The sequence below is a fragment of the Mycobacterium mantenii genome (assembly GCF_001667865.1).
Classification (GTDB): Bacteria; Actinomycetota; Actinomycetes; order Mycobacteriales; family Mycobacteriaceae; genus Mycobacterium; species Mycobacterium mantenii_A.
Window position 1 is genome coordinate 1 of sequence record NZ_LZJP01000130.1, and the last position, 18,145, is coordinate 18,145.

At 68.1% G+C, this 18,145-nt stretch carries 20 protein-coding genes; 3 read left to right on the plus strand and 17 right to left on the minus strand.

Annotation, left to right across the window (positions count from 1 at the left end; translation table 11 throughout):
* From A5688_RS25225 to fadD5, 4 genes are all read right to left on the minus strand, one after another.
* On the minus strand, window positions 1-239 hold a 239-nt coding region (locus A5688_RS25225), incomplete at its 3' end, for an MlaD family protein (RefSeq protein WP_120312602.1).
* A 5-nt stretch (window positions 240-244) separates the two neighbouring features.
* A complete protein-coding gene (locus tag A5688_RS25230) occupies window positions 245-1,114 on the minus strand; it encodes an ABC transporter permease (protein WP_067834585.1) in 870 nt (289 codons plus the stop codon).
* A 1-nt stretch (window position 1,115) separates the two neighbouring features.
* Window positions 1,116-1,931 (minus strand): MlaE family ABC transporter permease, encoded by an 816-nt coding sequence (locus tag A5688_RS25235; protein WP_067834583.1) that lies wholly within the window; start codon window positions 1,929-1,931, stop codon window positions 1,116-1,118.
* A gap of 294 nt (window positions 1,932-2,225) precedes the next feature.
* Window positions 2,226-3,821: a fatty-acid--CoA ligase FadD5 gene (gene fadD5 / locus A5688_RS25240; RefSeq protein WP_067914788.1), complete on the minus strand. Its 1,596-nt coding sequence runs from the start codon at window positions 3,819-3,821 to the stop codon at window positions 2,226-2,228.
* A gap of 183 nt (window positions 3,822-4,004) precedes the next feature.
* On the opposite strand from fadD5, the gene A5688_RS25245 reads away from it, so the two are divergent.
* The gene (locus A5688_RS25245; RefSeq protein ID WP_207546744.1) at window positions 4,005-4,688 is read left to right on the plus strand and encodes a GntR family transcriptional regulator; all 684 of its coding nucleotides are present in this window, start codon (window positions 4,005-4,007) and stop codon (window positions 4,686-4,688) included.
* An 87-nt stretch (window positions 4,689-4,775) separates the two neighbouring features.
* Here the strand turns inward: A5688_RS25245 and A5688_RS25250 are convergent, their stop codons facing one another.
* A complete protein-coding gene (locus tag A5688_RS25250) occupies window positions 4,776-5,216 on the minus strand; it encodes an SRPBCC family protein (RefSeq protein ID WP_067914774.1) in 441 nt (146 codons plus the stop codon).
* 84 nt (window positions 5,217-5,300) lie between these two features.
* On the minus strand, window positions 5,301-5,789 hold the full coding sequence (locus A5688_RS25255) for an acyl-CoA thioesterase (RefSeq protein WP_067914772.1): 489 nt from the start codon (window positions 5,787-5,789) through the stop codon (window positions 5,301-5,303).
* Between the two features lie 14 nt (window positions 5,790-5,803).
* Here A5688_RS25255 and A5688_RS25260 point away from each other — a divergent pair, with 14 nt between their 5' ends.
* Window positions 5,804-6,916 carry an alcohol dehydrogenase catalytic domain-containing protein gene (locus A5688_RS25260; RefSeq protein WP_067914769.1) on the plus strand — a complete coding sequence of 371 codons (1,113 nt, stop codon included), beginning with the start codon at window positions 5,804-5,806 and terminating at the stop codon, window positions 6,914-6,916.
* Window positions 6,917-6,925: 9 nt separating this feature from the next.
* Here A5688_RS25260 and A5688_RS25265 read toward each other — a convergent pair whose 3' ends face one another.
* The 11 genes from A5688_RS25265 to A5688_RS25315 all read right to left on the minus strand — a co-directional run bounded on the left by A5688_RS25265 (window position 6,926) and on the right by A5688_RS25315 (window position 17,323).
* Window positions 6,926-8,119 (minus strand): enolase C-terminal domain-like protein, encoded by a 1,194-nt coding sequence (locus A5688_RS25265; RefSeq protein ID WP_067914767.1) that lies wholly within the window; start codon window positions 8,117-8,119, stop codon window positions 6,926-6,928.
* A gap of 69 nt (window positions 8,120-8,188) precedes the next feature.
* The gene (locus A5688_RS25270; protein WP_067914766.1) at window positions 8,189-9,130 is read right to left on the minus strand and encodes an alpha/beta hydrolase; all 942 of its coding nucleotides are present in this window, start codon (window positions 9,128-9,130) and stop codon (window positions 8,189-8,191) included.
* On the minus strand, window positions 9,127-10,647 hold the full coding sequence (locus A5688_RS25275; protein ID WP_067914764.1) for a flavin-containing monooxygenase: 1,521 nt from the start codon (window positions 10,645-10,647) through the stop codon (window positions 9,127-9,129). Before A5688_RS25275 ends, A5688_RS25270 begins: the two co-directional genes overlap by 4 nt.
* Window positions 10,629-11,345, minus strand: a complete 717-nt coding sequence (locus A5688_RS25280) for an SDR family NAD(P)-dependent oxidoreductase (protein ID WP_067914762.1) — start codon at window positions 11,343-11,345, stop codon at window positions 10,629-10,631. The genes A5688_RS25275 and A5688_RS25280 overlap by 19 nt, the downstream gene beginning before the upstream one ends.
* Window positions 11,342-11,752, minus strand: coding sequence for a nuclear transport factor 2 family protein (locus A5688_RS25285; protein ID WP_067914760.1), 411 nt, complete (start codon window positions 11,750-11,752; stop codon window positions 11,342-11,344). Before A5688_RS25285 ends, A5688_RS25280 begins: the two co-directional genes overlap by 4 nt.
* The gene (locus tag A5688_RS25290; protein WP_067834563.1) at window positions 11,749-12,507 is read right to left on the minus strand and encodes an HpcH/HpaI aldolase family protein; all 759 of its coding nucleotides are present in this window, start codon (window positions 12,505-12,507) and stop codon (window positions 11,749-11,751) included. Before A5688_RS25290 ends, A5688_RS25285 begins: the two co-directional genes overlap by 4 nt.
* Window positions 12,508-12,514: 7 nt before the next feature.
* Entirely contained in the window at window positions 12,515-13,483 is a 969-nt protein-coding gene (locus A5688_RS25295) for a zinc-binding dehydrogenase (RefSeq protein WP_067834560.1), read from the minus strand.
* 1 nt (window position 13,484) lies between these two features.
* Window positions 13,485-14,660, minus strand: coding sequence for a cytochrome P450 (locus A5688_RS25300; protein ID WP_067834603.1), 1,176 nt, complete (start codon window positions 14,658-14,660; stop codon window positions 13,485-13,487).
* A 62-nt stretch (window positions 14,661-14,722) separates the two neighbouring features.
* The gene (locus A5688_RS25305) at window positions 14,723-15,427 is read right to left on the minus strand and encodes an NIPSNAP family protein (RefSeq protein ID WP_067834558.1); all 705 of its coding nucleotides are present in this window, start codon (window positions 15,425-15,427) and stop codon (window positions 14,723-14,725) included.
* Window positions 15,428-15,430: 3 nt separating this feature from the next.
* Window positions 15,431-15,994, minus strand: a complete 564-nt coding sequence (locus tag A5688_RS25310) for a hypothetical protein (protein WP_067834556.1) — start codon at window positions 15,992-15,994, stop codon at window positions 15,431-15,433.
* A gap of 159 nt (window positions 15,995-16,153) precedes the next feature.
* Complete coding sequence (locus A5688_RS25315) at window positions 16,154-17,323, minus strand: CaiB/BaiF CoA transferase family protein (RefSeq protein ID WP_067914757.1); 1,170 nt, start codon at window positions 17,321-17,323, stop codon at window positions 16,154-16,156.
* A gap of 112 nt (window positions 17,324-17,435) precedes the next feature.
* Between A5688_RS25315 and A5688_RS25320 the strand changes: the two genes are divergently transcribed.
* Window positions 17,436-18,113 (plus strand): DUF427 domain-containing protein, encoded by a 678-nt coding sequence (locus A5688_RS25320; protein ID WP_067834552.1) that lies wholly within the window; start codon window positions 17,436-17,438, stop codon window positions 18,111-18,113.
* Window positions 18,114-18,145: the final 32 nt, after the last annotated feature.

Here is an 18,145-nt window from a genome sequence, read left to right on the forward strand (position 1 = left end):
GTCTCCGAGATCGACCCCACCCGGCCGATCTCCACCCCGTTATAAGTCACCTTCGAACCCGGATCCATCACCAACCCGGCCCGCGCCGCCAGCATGGTCAGCTCGGTCTTGGGGGTGAAGTTGCCCCGGAACTGGCCGTAGATCAGGGCCAGCGCCAGTGCGCCGACGACCAGGAGCGCGATGCCGGCCAGCTTGTACGGCGGGGTCCGCGGGGCGTTGGTCTGGATCGGTCGGGCCATGGCGGTTACACCGTGAGCGCGAAGTTGGGGTTGACGCCGTACAGCGCCAACGCGGCGGACAAGACGACAACCTGCACCGACACCAGCGAGAAGCGCATCGATCGACCGACGGCCTCACCCACGCCGACCGGCCCGCCGCCGGCGTTGTAGCCGTAGAAGCAGTGGGTGATCATCACGACCGCGGTGATGATGATCGCCTCCAGGAACGACCAGAACACGTCGTCGGGACGCAGGAATGTCCGGAAGTAGTGCTCGTAGGTGCCGTTCGACTGCCCGTAGATCACCGTCGTGGTGATCTGCGGGGACAGGAAAGTCATGATGATCGCCATGGAGTAGATCGGGATGATCACGACCAGTCCGGCCATGATGCGGGTGGAGGCCAAGAACGAGATCGACTTGATGCCCATCACTTCCAGGGCGTCGACCTCCTCGCTGATGCGCATGGCGCCCAGCTCCGCCGTGGCGCCGGCGCCGACCGTGGCGGCCATGGCGATGCCGGTGACGACGGGCGCGGCGATGCGCACGTTGATCAACGCGGCGAAGAATCCGGTGAACGCCTCGACACCGATGTTGCCCAGCGAGGCGAAGCCCTGGATGGCGACCAGCGAGCTACCGGACAACGTCACGAAGCCGACGATGGCGACGGTGCCACCGATGACCGCCATGGCGCCGGTGCCCATCCCGATCTGGGCGATCAGGCGCAGCGTCTCCTTGCGGTAGTTGCGCAGCGCGTGCGGGATGTGCCCGACGGCGATGGTGCCGAACCACGCCATCTGGCCGATGTCGTCGAGCCCGCGGGCCGCGGCGAGACCGTAGCGGTTGAGGTTCTCTGCCGCCCGCGGGAAGCGGGCGCGTAAGACGGCCGACGTCGACATGTCAGTGCCCCGTCCCGAACCGCACGCCGATGGTGGTCAGCACGACGTTGACTGCGTAGAGCGCGACGACGCAGAGCACCACGGTCTCGTTGACGGCGGTGCCCAGGCCCTTCGAGCCGCCGCGCACGGTCAACCCGCGGTAGCAGCCGACCAGCCCGGCGATGAGGCCGAAGACCGCGGCCTTGACCGTCGCGATGACGACCTCGGGCAAGCCGGTGATGGTGGTCAGGGTGGCCAGGTACGCACCACCCGACACGTTCTGCAGGTAGACGCCGAATAGGTAGCCGCCGACCAGGCCGACGGTGATCACCAGGCCGTTGAGCAGGGTGGCGACCAGAGTCGCGGCGACCACCCGGGGCACCACCAGCCGGTGGATCGGGTCGATGCCGAGCACCTCCATCGCGTCGATCTCTTCGCGGATGGTGCGGGCGCCCAGGTCCGCGCAGATCGCGGTGGAGCCGGCGCCGGCGACCACCAGCACCGTGGTCAGCGGGCCGAGCTGGGTGACCGCGCCGATCGCCGCCCCGGCGCCGGACAGGTCAGCCGCGCCGAACTGGGCGAGCAGGACGTTGAGCGTGAAGATCAGCAGAACGGTCAGCGGGATCGACACCATGATGGTCGGCAGGAACGCCACCCGCATGATGAACCAGCACTGCTGGATGAACTCGCGATACTGGAACGGCCAGCGGAACAGCGCCCGTCCGGTGAGCACGCACATCCGGAAGAACCCCCCGACGAGGGTCAGCGGCGTCTCCAGCTGGTCGCGCACATAGCTGACCAAGTAGGGACCCCGCCGACTCGTCGACGTTGAAGTCACCGTTGCCCCCTCCGGCCGTCACCGCGCGCCTCCCGGCGTCGCGACGGATCATGTAGCACGCCTCGCCCCCTTTGCCGCCATGCAGCTGGGGGTGCCCCCACCTCGCCCCGGCTTGATGCCTGTGACCATCGGCTCCCTACTGGCAAGTAGTAACGGAGACCACAGGAATGTACCCGATGGTCTTCCAGGTGTGAACCGCATCCGCACAATTAACCCTTCGTCAACAGCTGGCAAACGTTACAGGTCCCGTCGGCTTTCCTCTCTGCTCCCAAAATCTCTTGCCCAAGAATGGATTTAGTCGATTTCTCCAACTCCGTAACGGACGCGCAGTTCAGTCTTGAGCACCTTCCCGGCCGGGTTACGCGGCAGCGCGTCGACGATCTCGAGCGCCTTCGGGTGCTTGTACCGGGCCAGCCGCTCGGTCAAAAACTCGTCCAGCTCGTCGAGCCGTAAATTGTCGACCGCGACAGCGGCGACCGCGATGGGCACTTCGCCCCACTTGTCATGCGCGCGGCCGATGACGGCGACCTCGACGATGCTGGGGTGGCTGGCGAGGACGTTCTCCACCTCGGCGCAGTAGATGTTCTCGCCACCGGAGATGATCATGTCCTTCTTGCGGTCGACCACCCACACGTAGCCCTCGGAGTCCATGCGGACGAGGTCGCCGGAGTGAAACCACCCGCCCGCGAACGCTTCTGCCGTGGCCTCCGGGTTGTTCCAGTAGCCGCTCATCAAAGTTGGTGCGCGGTAAACGATTTCACCGACCTCACCGATCGGTACGTCATTCATGTTTTCGTCGACGACGCGGGCGGCGACGGTGGGGATCACCTTGCCGACCGAGCCCCGCTTCCGAATGGCGTCTTCGCCCAGCAACATGCAGGTGACCGGCGACATCTCCGTCTGGCCGAACGCGGCCAGAATATGGGTGCCGGGGAACCTTTCCGACATCTCGCGCAGCAGGGCGTCGGGCGCCGGCGCGGCCCCCCACGAGATCACCCGCAATTTCAGGTCACGCGGGCGAGCGTGCTGTTCGGCGCACACCGCCTGCCACTGGGCGGGCACCAGAAAGATTCCGGTGACCTTCTCCTCGGCCAGCACGTCGAGGAGTTGCCCGGGTTCGAACGCACCGAGCGGGTAGATCACCGTCGGGATACCGAGCAACAAGCCGGTAAGCATGTTGCCGATGCCGGCGATGTGGAAGAACGGCACACCGATGAATCCGACGTCGCTGTTGATGTCGGCGCCGTTGGTATAGAGCCCGGTCATGGTCTGGCCGGTCAGGTTGGTGTGGGTCAGCACGGCGCCTTTCGGCCGGCCGGTGGTGCCCGAGGTGTACATGATCAGCGCCGGCGAGTCGTTCGGGATGTCGACGGGTTGGTGCGCGTCCCCGGACTCCTCGATCAGGTCCTCATAACCGAGCACGCTGTCGTCGGTCGAGCCGCCGGCCACCACGATGGTGCCCAGCGTCGGCTCGATGTCGCGGACTCCGCTCGCCACCGGCGCCAGCACCGGTTCGGTGATGATCACGCGCGCTTCGCAATCCTGGACCAGGAAGGCGATTTCGGCCGGGGTGAGCCGGAAGTTCAGCGGAACCGCGATGGCACCGAGCATGTTGGCGGCCAGCACCGATTCGACGAACTCGGTGCGGTTGAGCATCAGGATCATGACCCGGTCGCCGAAGCCGACACCCCGGCGGCTCAGCGCGTCGGCCAGCGCCGCCACCCGGTCGCGCAGGTCACCCCAAGTCAGGGTTTTGCCCAGGAATCTCAGCGCCGTCGCCCCGGGCTGCATCAAGGCATGCCGTTCGAGCTGGTTCACCCAGTTCTGTCGCCGGGCCAGGTACGGCTGCTCGTTCGCCTGCGTCTGATGGTTCGCCAATTGCGCGGTCAAGCCCCACACTTCCCTTCACTCGCGCACCGCTTGCGCCAGGTTGATATTTGATAAAACTTAGTGTTGTCTGGGTCACATTATGGCGTTGACGGTCTACTGACAAGTCCCCGTCAACACCCGTCAAAACTTAAACCCCGTCCCGCCAAGCCCACGAAAGCCCTGGCAGCCCCCGTGAACGCACCCATGTCAATGCAGCCGAGGAGTCGACGGCCGCTGCGCCGGGCGCAATTGTCCGACGAGGTTGCGGGTCGGCTGCGGGCGGCGATCATGGCCGGCACGCTGCGTCCGGGGACGTTCATCCGCCTGGACGAGACGGCGGCCGAGCTCGGGGTCAGCGTCACCCCGGTGCGGGAAGCCCTGCTGAAACTGCGGGGCGAGGGCATGGTGCAGCTCGAACCGCACCGCGGTCACGTCGTGCTGCCGCTGACCCGGCAGGACATCGAGGACATCTTCTGGCTGCAGGCGTCGATCGCCCGCGAGCTGGCGGCCGCGGCCACCGACCACATCACCGACGCCGAGATCGACGAGCTGGACCGCATCAACGGCTCGCTCGCCGCGGCCGTCGGATCCAGCGACGCCGAGACCATCGCGGGCATCGAGTTCGCGTTCCACCGGGTCTTCAACCAGGCGAGCGGCCGGATCAAACTGGCCTGGTTTCTGCTCAACGCCGCGCGCTACATGCCGGTGCTGGTCTACGCCGCCGATCCGCAGTGGGGCAAGGCCGCCGTCGACAACCACCGGCAGCTGATCGCCGCGCTGCGCCGGCGCGACACCGCCGCGGTGATTGAACACACGGTGTGGCAGTTCACCGACGCCGCGACCCGGCTGACCGAGATGCGCGACCGGACGGGGCTCAGCGCTTCCTAACGATCGCGAGCGTAAGCACACCGCGAATTCGGGGCCGCTTTTTCGCAGTGGGCTTACGCTCGCGGCGAGAACGGGATATCGCGGTGATTAGCCCGCGGCCAGCTGCTCGGCGCGCTGCTTGAGGCTGTCGGCCAGATGGTCGAGCACGTTGTTGAGGAGTTGCTTGACCATCGGCGCCGGAACCGGCATCGAGGTTTCCACGTCCAGATCCACCGTCAGCAAGCTCGAGGCCCCCATCGCCACCACGCTGAACAGCTGCTCCTGCTTGGTGAACAGATCACCCTGCTGCAAAACGGTCTGGATCTGATTTTCCCCGGGGTAGTAGACGGCCTGGATGAACATGCTCTGCATGCCTTGGTAATCGGTGTCGAGCCGCAGCTGGCTGGGGCGCCCGTCGTCGTAGCGGGCAAGCACCCAGAGGCCCTTGATCTCCTCGTTCCACTGCGGGTAGGCCTCGAAGTCGCCGACGATCCTCATGATCAATGCGGCGTCGGCGTCCACCTCGACGGTCCTGCTCATGACTGGCATGCGCGAAGCATAGCCGGACCGACGACGCGTTCCCCGCGCTGCCGTCGCGGCCCGTTTGCCGGCGAAAGCCCTGATGCCAGGCAGTTATTGGTCCCCTGGTGGATCCACGGCGGCCGTCGCCAGCAGCGCACGAACGGCGTCGGGAATCGGGACGGACTTGCGGGTGACCCGGTCGACGTAAACGTGTACCCAGTGCCCCAGCGCGGTGATGGGGCGCGCCGTATTCCCCGCGGGATCGTTCCGGAACACCCCGAGCCGGTAGGTGACGCTGCTGCGGCCCAACCGCGTGACGGCCAGGCCCACCGCGAGGTTCTGGGGGAACTGCAGTTCGGAGAAGTAGCGGCAACCAGATTCGGCGACGATGCCCAGCGCGGGCGTGGTGATCGGGTTTAGCCCGGTGCTGGTGTTGATCCAGGCGTTGATCGCGGTGTCGAACAGCTGGTAGTACACCGCGTTGTTGAGGTGGCCGAACATGTCGTTGTCGGCCCACCGGGTTCCGACCGGCCACAGCACCGGAAAGTCGTTGCTGGTCAGCCCGTCCGGTGCGGGCGGAACTACGGAAGCCGACGCCATGGTTGTATTCCAGCATGTCTGGAATTCGGGGCGCGGTCCTGGAGCACATCGGGTCACCTCGGCCCTACGCGCAGTCGCGACCGATCGCCGTCACCGAACTCGACCTCGCACCGCCGGGGCGCGACGAAGTCCTGGTCCGCGTCGAGGCGGCCGGCATCTGCCACTCCGACCTGTCGGTGGTCGACGGCAACCGGGTGCGCCCGGTGCCGATGTTGCTCGGCCACGAGGCCGCCGGGATCGTCGAGCGGGTCGGCGAGGGCGTCGACGACCTGGCCGTCGGCCAGCGGGTGGTGCTGGTGTTCCTGCCGCGGTGCGGCCATTGCGCGGCGTGCGCGACCGAGGGCCTGACGCCGTGTGAGCCGGGCAGCGCGGCGAACGGCGCCGGCACTTTGCTCGGCGGCGACATTCGGCTCAGCCGGGCCGGCCACCCGGTGTTTCATCACCTGGGCGTCTCGGGGTTCGCGACGCACGCGGTCGTCAATCGGGCCAGCGCGGTCGCGGTGCCCCGCGACGTGCCACCCGACGTCGCAGCGCTGCTGGGCTGCGCGGTGCTCACCGGGGGCGGCGCGGTGCTCAACGTGGGGCATCCGCGGCCGGGCCAGACGGTCGCCGTGGTCGGGCTCGGCGGGGTGGGGATGGCGGCGCTGCTCACGGCGCTGACCTACGACGACGTCCGCGTCGTCGCCGTCGATCAGTTGCCGGAGAAGCTGGCCGCCGCCCGCCGGCTGGGCGCCCACGACACCTACACACCGCAGCAGGCCGCCGACGCCCGGGTGAAGGCGGCGGTGGTCGTCGAGGCCGTCGGCCATCCCGCCGCGCTGGAGAGCGCGATCGGCTTGACCGCACCCGGCGGGCGCACCATCACCGTGGGCCTGCCGCCGCCGGCCGCACGAATCAGCGTGTCGCCGTTGGGTTTTGTCGCCGAAGGCCGATCGCTGATTGGTAGTTACCTCGGCTCGGCGGTGCCCAGCCGAGACATCCCCCGGTTTGTCGAGTTGTGGCGGTCGGACCGGCTGCCGGTGGAATCGCTTGTGTCGTCGACGATTCCGCTGGAAAACATCAACGAGGCGATGGACAACCTGGCCGACGGCACCGCCGTGCGGCAGCTGATCAGATTCGACGGCTAGTCGCCCCCGCTACCTCGGATGCAGGGGCGCGACGGGTTCGGTTTCCGTGTCGGGGAGCCGGTGACTTTCGATGTAGTCCCACCGGATCTGGTAGCCGAGCCCGGGTGCCGACGGAATGTCCACAAATCCGTCCGGACCCATTGGATCGCACGGCGCGTTGAGATACGGCGGCGCGGTGTCGTAGCGGGCCCCGGGCCCGAGCAGCCCACGCTCGTAGTATTCGCAGACGTCTTCGCTTGTGGCGCCGAGGACTTGCAGGTTGCCGAAACCGCTCATGTGCAGCTCGCACCGCATGCCGACCGCCTCGCACATGCCGGCCAGCTTCATCACCCCGCTGATACCTCCGCGCAACACGTCGATGCGGCTGATGTCGGAGGCGCGGCGCAGAATCCAGTCCGCGCGGGTGTAGATGCCGCCCTCCGCGATCTCGGGTGAGCAGATCGGGATGTCCAGTTCCGCCCCGAGGCGCCGATACGACTCGACCCGGTACTCCGGCATGGGGTGCTCGTACCAGTAGAAGCCGAGCCGCTCCAGCTCCCGGCCGACCCGCAGCGCCTCCTCGTAGGTGTGGTAGGTCCCCCACGGGTCGAACATGAGCACCATCTCGCCACCTACCGCGGCGCGAACCTGCCTGCACACCTGGATATCCCAGTCCACATAGGACGGCCGCGGCAACGCGGGTTGACGTGTCGCGGGGTCCCAGTAGTGGTATGGGTGAATCTTGTAGGCGCCGTACCCCTGCCGCTGACATGCAACGGCGTGGGCGGCGTACTCCTCGGGCGATCCGAGGTTGTTGAAGCTGCTGGCGTAGGCCTTGACCCGGTCGCGGGCACCACCCAGCAGTTTGCGCACCGGCAGCCCGGCGACCCGGCCGGCCAGATCCCACAGGGCCAGATCGATGACGCTGCAGACGTTTTCGGGAAGCTTCGCGGCCCACAGCTGCCGCCAGATCTCCGCGCGGTCGAAGGGATCCTGGCCGGCTAGCAACGGGCTCAAGAACTGCACTATCAGCGCCCGGTCGCCGGGCAGCAGGCCGTCCTGGTCTCCGTGGAAGTGACCACCGAGGTAATAGCCCTCGGCCCCCTCGTCGGTGAGCACCTTGGTCACGGTTTGCACCACGCGATAGTCGGTAGTCAACTCGCCGAACGAGATTCGATCGACGAATGTCTCGAACGGCACAACCTCGAGGCCGGTGATCTTCATCCAGCAGATTGTTCCGCCGCCCGGGATGCCGGCAGTAGGGGCAAAGGTCCTACACCGAAGCGACCGGGCTCAGATCCCGTCCCGGAGGCGCCCGAGCGCGTGACCCTGCAGGACGAACAGCCGCTCGGAGGTCGACCAATCGGGCAACAGCGAATCGAACCCGTGGCAGGTACGTCCGAACACCTGCAGCTCGGCCGAGACTCCGGCGCGCAGCAGCAGCAACGCGTAGTCGACCGCCTCGTCGCGAAACGGGTCGATCTCCGCGCAGGTGATCAAAGCCGGTGGCAGGCCGGCGAATCCGGTTCGTCGCGCCGGAACCGTGGCCGCCGATCCGCCGGCCGCGCCCAGATAGTGACGCCACATCAGCTCGGCGGCCTCGCCGTCGAACGCCGGACTGCTGCGGAATTCCTCCTTCGACGGCGTGATTCGGTCGTCGAGCACCGGTTGGTGCAGCAACTGGAACACCACCGACGGAAGCGACCCGTCCGTGGAACCATGGGCCAGGCAGGCGGCCAGGGTTGCGCCGGCACTGCTGCCCGCGACGGCCAGCCGCGCCCGATCGACCCCTAGCTCGCCCGCGTTGGCGTCCACCCAGCGCAGCACGGCGCGCGCGTCCTCGAGCGCGGCCGGGTAGGGGTGTTCGGGGGCCAGCCGGTAGTCCACCGACACCACCGTGCAGCGGCCGCGGCGCGCGAGTTCCACACACTGGCGGTGATCGGTGTCGAGGTTGCCCAGGGCGAAGCCGCCTGCGTGGCAGTACACCACCGCGGGTGCCCGATCCGCCGCCGGGCCGCCGCGATAGATGCGCACCTTGACGTCGCCGGATTCCGCCGGCACGGTGTCCTCAACGATCCGGGCCCCTTGCGCATCGGTCTGTTCGGCCGCCAAGCGGCGTCGCTCGTTGAACGGTTCGCGGATCAGTTGGATTGCGGCCAGCGAAAATTCGGTCCGGGTCGTGGCGACGGCGCGCAACGCGGGGTCCAGGCGATCGGCGCCGTCCAGCTCGGTCATCGGCTGCCCCGCTGCGGCGCGGTGTAGGCATCGGGCGTCGAGGCGACCGGCGCTTCGAGGAGAAAGTCGGCGGGCTTGAACCTGCGCGTCATCCCCCAGAAGGTACGCGCGCTGCGCGGCCACTGGGTGACCACCCGCCCGTTGGGGGCGCGGAAGTAGTTGTTGCACTGGGCGGTCCACACGGTGCCCACCATCCATCGATCGATTTTGCCGACGAAGTCGGCCAGCGCGGAGGGGCGCACCGCGATGTAGCGTTTTCCCCTGCGTCTCAGGTATTTCAGCGCCCGCACGATGTAACGCGCCTGCGCTTCGAGGATGAAGATGACGCTGTTGGAGCCGACGTTGGTGTTCGGTCCGTACAGCATGAAGAAGTTGGGGAATCCCGGCACGGCCATGCCGAGGTAGGCGTGCGCCCCGTCCCGCCAGACCTCTTTCAGGGTGACGCCGTGTTCGCCGGTCACGTCCATTTCCCCGAGATAGTCCGCGGCGGCGTAACCGGTCGCGCAGACCACCAGGTCGACCTCGTGTACGGCGCCGTCCTCGGTGACCAGGGATCGGGAGCGCAGGGAGCGCGCCGGGCTGGTCACCACCTGGACGTGGGGCTGGGTCAGCGCGGGCAGATAATCCGAGGAGAACACCAGCCGTTTGCACCCCATCGGGTGGTCCGGCGTGAGCTTGCGCCGCAAGTCCTCGTCGTCGACGGTCTTCGCCAGCAGCCCCAGCGCGACGGCCTTGAATTCCTCGGTCTTTTCGCTCCCGTGCTCGATCACCCCGATGTTGGATTCGCTGCGCAGCCACAGCCGGGTCCGGTAGAGCCTCTTGGCCAGCGGCAGGTGCGCGAAAAGCCAGCGTTCCCGTCGCGTGTAGCGCCGGTCGGGCTTGGGCAGTATCCAGGTCGGGGATCGTTGCACCGAATACACCTTGGCGGCCACCTTGGCCAACTCCGGGATCAGTTGGGAGGCCGTCGATCCGGTGCCCAGCACGGCGATCCGTTTGCCCTCCAGCGGGATCGAGTGGTCCCAGCGGGACGAGTGCATCACGCTTCCGGTGAATGGCTCCTCCTCGACGAGGTCGGGGAGCAGCGGCCGGGTGAACAGGCCGACGGCCGATACGACCACGTTGAAGTGGTGCTGCTCGCCGGACGCGGTGGTCAGGCACCACAGTTCGGTGTCCGGATCCCACTGTGCGGCGCGGATTTCGGTGCGCAGGCGCAGGTGGGGCCGCAGACCGTACTTGTCGGCGCAGCGTTGAAAGTAGTCCAGGATCTCAGGCTGGCCCGACCACAGGCGCGACCAGTGGGCGTTGAGGTCGAAAGAGTAGGAGTACAGGTGTGATTTGACGTCACACGCCAGTCCCGGATAGGTGTTGATGCGCCAGGTTCCCCCGACGCCGTCTTCTCGGTCGAAGATGGTGAAGCGGTCAAACCCGGCTCGTGACAGCATGATTCCCAGCGCCAGGCCGCCGGGGCCGGCGCCGATGATGCCGACCGAGAAGTCGCTCACCGGATCTGCAGGCATTGCCCACCGTCGATGACGAGTTCGGAACCGGTGATGAACGACGCCTGCTCGGAGACCAAGAACGCCACGGCGTCGGCGACTTCACGGGCCTCGCCTATCCGCCCGAACATCGATGCCGCGGCCAGCCGGGTCTGGGTGACCTCGTCGAGCATCGAGGTAGCGATCGGCCCGGGGAAGACGGCGTTGACCCGGATACCGGAGGGGGCGAGTTCGGCCGCGACGGTCTGGGTCAGGCCGCGCAGCGCCCACTTCGACGACCCGTAGGCGCTGTGCTGGGGGAACGGGCGGATCGCCCCGGTGCTGCAGATGTTGACGACGGACGCGTTGGCCGTCTCGCGGAGGTGCGGCAGCGTCGCGCGTATACCGAGGAATGGCCCCAGACAGTTGACTCGCCAGGCCTTTTCGAAGCCTTCGGCCGTCTCCTCGGTCAGCGAGGCCCGGTTGAGCACGCCGGCGCAATTGACCAGCGTGCCCAGCGAGCCGAAGCGCCCGACGACGTCCGCGACGACGGAGTCCCACTGCTCCGGCGAAGTGACGTCGAGCTCGAGGGCGAGCACGCCGTCGTCGCCCGCGTCGCCGAGTTCGTCGGCCCGCCGGTCGCAAGCGGCCACCGAGAACCCGTTGTCGCGCAGGCGTTTTGCGATGGCCCGGCCCTGTCCGCCGGCGGCGCCGGTCACCAGTGCGACACGTTGGTTCATGCGGGACTCACCTCGGGGCTGTCGGCCAATCCGGCGGTGGTGATGAAGCGGCAGCGGCGCCGCGTAAAGAGCCACCGCCCGGCGATACGGGTCAGTTCGTCGTCGTAGATCGCGGGGCGCAGTTGCAGGTCGCCCGCGCGGACGAACAGCACTTGCGATCTGGCCGTGGCGCGCTCCCCGTCGACCTGGATCCGGGCGCTGCCGGTCAGGTGCAGGCCGCGGGCCGCGTCGCGGAACATGCCGGCGATGCCTTCATGGCCGGCAAAGTTCTTGCCGTAGACCAGGAATTCGCCGTCGGGTGCGAACAGCTGGACGCACTCCTCGAAGTCGCCGGCGTCCAGCGCCAGGGCGTAGCCGGCGAGCAGATCGCGGATCGCGGCCCGGTCTTCGGTGGTGTCGTGCGTCATTGCGTCGCCTCGCGCAGGTGCTCCGCGGCTCCGCGCCGCAGCGCCTGCGACTCGGCGGCCAGGGTGATCATCCCGAATCCCAACTGCGCCATCGCATGACCCGTCTTGCCGTCCCCGGCGTGAATGCCGGTGACCAGACCCGCGTCCGACGCCGCCCGCTGGATGCACACGATCGCGTCGAGCACGTCCGGGTGCCGGGTCGCGCCGATGACGCCGGCGCCCAGCGAGATGGCCAGATCGGCCGGGCCGACGTAGATTCCGGTCAGGCCGTCGACGGCGCAGATCTCGTCGATGCCGGACAGTGCGGCCGCGGTCTCGATCATCGCGAACACGGCGACCCGCGATTCGTGGGCGGCGGGGTCGTGACCCAAGCTGGCCCGCAACGGACCGAAGCTGCGCACGCCCCTCGGCGGGTAGCGGGTGGCGGCCACCGCCGCCGCGGCCTGGTCCGCCGATTCGATCATCGCGATGACGACCGCGTCGGCGCCGGCATCCAGCACCCGCCCGATCGGTGCCGCGTCGGCGTTGGGCAGGCGCACCACGGTGCCGACCGGCACATGCTCGATGCGGCGCAAGATGCCGGCGATATCGGCGTCGTCGAGATAGCCGTGCTGGGCGTCGAAGCCCACGTAATCGTAACCGGCGCGGGCGAATTCCTCCGGGCCCAGCGCCGTCGGGCCGGTGACCCAGCCGCCGAAGACCGGGCTCTTGCGACTCAGCGCCAGCTGCAGATTGCTCGCCGAAGGCTCCGTCATGGTCGCCTCATCCGGCGATCGCGATCTTGATGCGGTCGGCGACCGGCCGGCAGGCCAGGTCGAAGGCGTCCTGCACCTCGTCGACGCCGAACGTGTGGGTGAGGTAGGCGCCCAGCAGCCAGGGATGCTCGGCGGCGAACTTGCCGGCGAGTTCCAGCATCCGCCGCCGGTCCAGGGTCACACCGGATTTCAGGGTGAGGTTGTTGCGCAGCATCGCCCGCATGCTGATCGGGTACATCTCGTCGTCCGCGACACCGAAATAGAACACGGTGCCGCCGGGGGCGGCGGCATCGATGGCGTGGTTCAGCGTGGCGACCTGGTGACCGACGGCCTCGATGACGACGTCGGCGCGGTCCGCGGGCCGAAGTTGACTCACCCAGCGGTCGCTGGTGGCGCGCACGGCATCGTCGACGCCGAAAGCCCTTGCCAGATCGCGCCGGTCGATCGGGTCGACCCCGGTGACGCGCCGCGCACCCGCCGCCTTGGCGACGTACGAGAACAGCAGCCCGATCGATCCCTGGCCGATGATCGCGACGTGCCGGCCGGCCAGGTCGCCGAGCTGCTCGCAGGCGTAGAGCACGCAGGCCAGTGGTTGCAGCCCGACCGCCTGCGCGGCGCTCAGCGCCGGATCGTACGGCGCCAATCCCTCGCCGTCGCTGACGACGCGTTCCATCAGGCCGTCGAACCCGGACGCCCAGCCGACCACGCGATCTCCGGGACGGTGTGCGGGATGCCGGCTGGCGATCACCTCGCCGGCGACCTCGTGGATGGGAAAGCCGTCTTTCTCGGGACCGCTGCGGCCGTCGTCACCCGGCAGCCGGCCCTTCGCGCCGCGAAAGGCGGGCAGATCGCTGCCGCAGACCCCCGCGGCCAGGAACCGCAGCAGCACCTGCCCGTCGGCCAGGTGATCGGGCGTCTTGTCGTCGATCGCGTCGCGCTCGAACAGGTATGGGGCGACGATCCGGTAGGACCACACGTCAGACCTCCACCGGAATGTTGTTCCAGCCCCATTGGAAGCTGGACGGCAGCCGGGTGGCGGCGTCGCCTTGGATCGCGTAGTCGGGCACCCGGCGAAGCCATTCGGCCAGCAGCACAGCCACTTCCAGTCGCGCCAGGTGGTAGCCGATGCAGAAGTGCTGGCCACGGCCGAACGCCAGCGAGCGGCGGATGGGCCTGTCCCAGATGAATTCGTCGGGCTCGGGGTATTCCCGCTCGTCGCGGTTGGCCGATGCGAGCAGGGTGATGACGCGCTGGCCCGGCTGCATGGTCTGGCCGTGAATCTCGAACGGCTTGCGCACCGTTCGCGCGAACCACTGCGCCGGCGCGCAGTATCGGATCATCTCCTCGCGCGCGACCAGCACGTTGTTCTCGAGGTCGGCGCGCACGGCCGCCAGTTGGTCGGGCCGCCGGCTGAGTTCCCAGAGGCCGTGAGCGACGATTTTCGGCACCGTCTCGGTCCCCCCGATGAAGATGCACAGCATCTGCGTCGCGACTTCCATGTCGTCGAGCGCACTGCCGTCGGGCAGGTGATAGCCGAGCAGACCGTCGACCACGTCGAGCGGTCCCCCGGACGAATCGGCGCGGCGGCGCGCAACCGCGGGCAGCAGATATTCGAAATAGTTGGGACGCGCTTGCCCGGTGTCCACGCCGACGCCCGGCTGGGCGAGGCTGCCCGCGTTGACCGTGGCCAGCACCTGCGGCGCGAGATCGGTTGGGATGCCGAGGAGTTCGCAGACGATGGCGGCCACCACGACGCCACCGTAGTCCTGGGTCAGGTCGAACGATCCGTCCGGCAGCAGCGCGTCGAGGCGTTCGTTGGCCAGGGCGCGGATCCGGCCCTCCAGGTCCGTGACCGCGCGGGGCCGAAACGGCCGGGAGTGGGTGCGGCGGATCTCGCCGTACAACTCCGCGTCGAACATCGCGTGAAACGGCAGCGGGTGCAGCGGCGGGTCGTCGACCGGGCCGCTGTTGTGTTGCGCCAGCACCGACGCCGGCGGCAGCGTGCCCTCCGAGGCGACGAATGTGCCGTTGTTGACTTCCAGCACCGTCCAGATGTCCTCGAAGCGCGACAGCGCGAAGGTGTCCCACTGCGGCATGTAGTACACCGGGTGGTGGTCGCGCAGGATCCGGTAATACGGCAATGGATTCGCCATCACCGCCGCATCGAAGGGGTTGTAGCTGAAGTCGTTGGTGTCCAAGGCTTTTCGTAGCTCCGTCACTGCAGCGGCGAGGGCGGCAGGGCCTGCAGAATGGAATCCTCCCAGCCGTCGCGCAACGCGGGCGCCACGCTCATCCAGGTGACGATCTCGGCCGGTGGGCTCTCTTTCCAGGACGGATAGTGCTCGGCGAAGCAGTCCCAGCCGCCGTCCAGCGCCCAGTAGTGGATGACTTCGTTGTAACGGAAGGTCGTGGTGAATGATCCGAGCCAGTGCTTACCGGTGCGTTCCGACCACGGGACGTAGAGCCGCTCCAGTTCGCGGATGTAATCGTCCTGGCGACCCGGTTTCGTCTGCATGATCTCCTGAATCACCAGCGGCGCAGTGAAATTGGCCTCTTGCAGCTGGGCGAGCGTCTTGTTGCTGGGCCCGGGGTACATGATGCGCCCCTCCCCCGAGGCGCCGATGTCAGCCAGAAACGCCGCCCATTTGCCGGAGGCGGCCTCGTGGCTGCCGCCGCGGGCCTGCGCGGCGCCGATCCTGGCGTAGTCGGCGAAGCCGTCGATCTCCCAGATCACCGTCACCTGTGGCCAGTGGCCGTTGTACGGCGTCGATTCCCAGATCGCGAACAGCCGGGCCCCGAGTTGCTCCATCATCGGTTGATAGGTGTCGGCGAAGATCTCGGTGAACCGGTCGCTTCGCCCGGATCCCAGTGAGATGGTCTCGTGCAAGTAGAGCAGCGTGTGTCGAAAGTATTTCTTCATAGGCTAATCGAGCCGGATGAGCTCTGAGTCGGTCCCCGATCCCACGTCGCACAGCAGCGCCTCGGTGGCATCGACCGTTGCACCCGGAATGCCCGCTGCCGCAAGCGCATAGCCCTTGAACATGCGGGCCGCGCCGCTGAGCAGGTGCTGCGCTCGGGCCGTCGCACGATTGACGCCCAGGGGCCACCCTTCACCCCACAACGCGACCTCGGTCAGCCGGTTGTCCAGCGCTTCGAGCACCGCGTCACGCACCCGGGCGTCGGCGGTGAACGCTTCGGCGCTGACGGCCAGGCTCGCCGTGCCCGCGCCCAACCCGGCGAGCTCCGGTTCGAGGTCTGCGACCCCTACCCCCAGGATTCGCAACGACCGGGTGTCACAGCCCCGCGGGAGCAGCACGGTGACTTCCCAGCCGGCCATGGCCCGGTCGTAGAGCCAGCCTCCGGCCGATTGCACGACATCGGCGGCGCTGGCCGCGACTACGTCGAGGCGGTAACGCAGACCCTCACCGTTCGCGCCGGTTGCTTTCGCAGCGCTGCTCTTGCTGATCTCGAACGTCGGAGCGACCATCGATCCATTCCTCACCACCACCCGCCGCCAGGTCGGTGCGGGTCTCAAGCGCTTGTCATGGGTTTTCTCAAGGGCTGCGGCCGCGTCACGCGCAGGGCGAAGCGGCTCACCGGACAGCGTGACACTTCTAGCCAAATTTGTAAAGGTCCCGCCGGCCCGTCAAGAGCCGCGGCGCGCCTCGAGGTCGGCCAGGACTTCCGCGGTGTGCTGCCCGAGTTCCGGTGCCGCAGAACGCGGTGCCCACGGAGTCCCGTGGAAATCCGCCGGAGTGGCCACCATCGGCACGGCGGCTTCGCCGTCGGGCACGTCGACGATGCCGCCCGCGGCGCGGAACTGCTCGTCGGCGACGACGTCCTCCAGGCTGTTGACCGGTGACCAGAAGAAATCCGGCTCGCCGGCGAACACCTCTGCCCACTCGTCGAGGGGCCGCGTCGCAAAGATCTCATCCAGCGCGGCGATCAGCACGGTCGAGTTGACGGCGCGGGCACGGGCGTCGGCGAACCGGGGGTCGTCGCGCCACTCGGGCCGGCCCACCGCACGGCACAGCGCCGGCCAATGCCGCTCGGGCTCCAGGCCGACGATCCAGAATCGCCGCCCGTCGGAGGCGGTGTAGTTGTTCATGCACGGGTTGCCCATCGTTTCGCGCTGGCCGATCGCGATCGGCTGCCCGCTCATCAGATAGGTGTTGAGGTCGAAGCTCACGGTGTAGGCGCCTTGCCGGTAGAGCGAGGTGGTCACCAGTTGGCCCGTCCCGGTGCGCTCGCGCGCGAGCAGCGCCGCGCACACGGCCGCGGCCAGCGTCATCCCCGCGGAGTGATCGCCCATGCCGCCGCGCTGAAACGGGGGCGTGTCGCCGGGCCGGGTGAGCAGGTGGGCCACCCCGGCCCGGGACCAGAACGCGGCCACGTCGAAGGCGGCGCGGTCGGCGTCGGGGCCGGTTTCGCCGTAGCCGGTGATGAGCCCGTAGACCAGACGGGGGTTGACGGCCGACACCGCCTCGAAGTCCAGCCCGAGACGCTGCAGCGCACCGGGGCGCACGTTGGTCAGGAAAACGTCGGCGCCAGTAAGTAATTCGAGCGCGGTGCCGCGGCCCTCCTCGGTGCCGAGGTCCAGTACGACGCTGCGCTTGGACCGGTTGTCCATCTCGAACGGCGGGTTCAGACCCAGGTCGCAGCCCAACATCCGGCCGAACATCCGCCCCGGATCACCGGTCGGCGGTTCGATCTTGATCACGTCGGCGCCCCAGTCGGCCAGGATGCCGCCGGCGGCCGGCCCGGCCACCCAGACCCCGAGCTCGACGACTTTGACGCCCTCCATTGGTCCCGCCATGGGCACGTTCCCACTCTCTGCCGTTCGAGCGTCACGCCGGCGCAACGCCGCATTCTGTGTGCCACGCTAGCGTGGCGTTCAGCGGCGTTTGCGCGCGATGGAAGGACGACACATGACTCTGGTAGCGGGGCGCGGTCCGCTCAGCAGCGATCCCGCGGGGCGCTTCTCCCCTGCGATACCCGACGACGTCGTCTACATCGAACCGCATCCCCGGCGCGTGCAGGCCGTCAAGGACGGGCAGGTGGTGATCGACACGGAGCGGGCGCTGATGGTGCACCGCCGCGGCCGGCCGCTGAGCTACGTCTTCGCGGCCGACGAGGTCGCCGACCTACCGAGCGAGCCGGAACCCGAGGCGCCGGGCTTCGTCCACGTGCCCTGGGACGCGGTCGACACCTGGCTGGAAGAGGGGCGCAAGCTCGTGCACTACCCGCCCAATCCCTATCACCGCGTCGATTGCCGTCCGACGCAACGCCGCCTGCGCGTCCGCGTGGCCGGCACCACGCTGGTGGACACCGACGACACCGTGATTCTTTTCGAGACCGCGCTCGCCCCACGGCTCTACGTGGACCCCGCTCACGTGCGCACCGATCTATTGCAGCGCTCCGAGACGTCGAGTTACTGCAATTACAAGGGCTTTGCGACGTATTGGTCGTTCGTGTCGGGCGGCGACGTCGTGGCGGACGTCGCCTGGAGCTATCCCGGTCCGCCGCCGGAAAGCTTGCCCATCAAGGGATTCCTGAGTTTCGACGAGACCCGCGTCGAGGTGATGGCCGAACTGCCGGCTTCTTGACGCCGCGAGACTGCAACTGGCGACGCATTTCG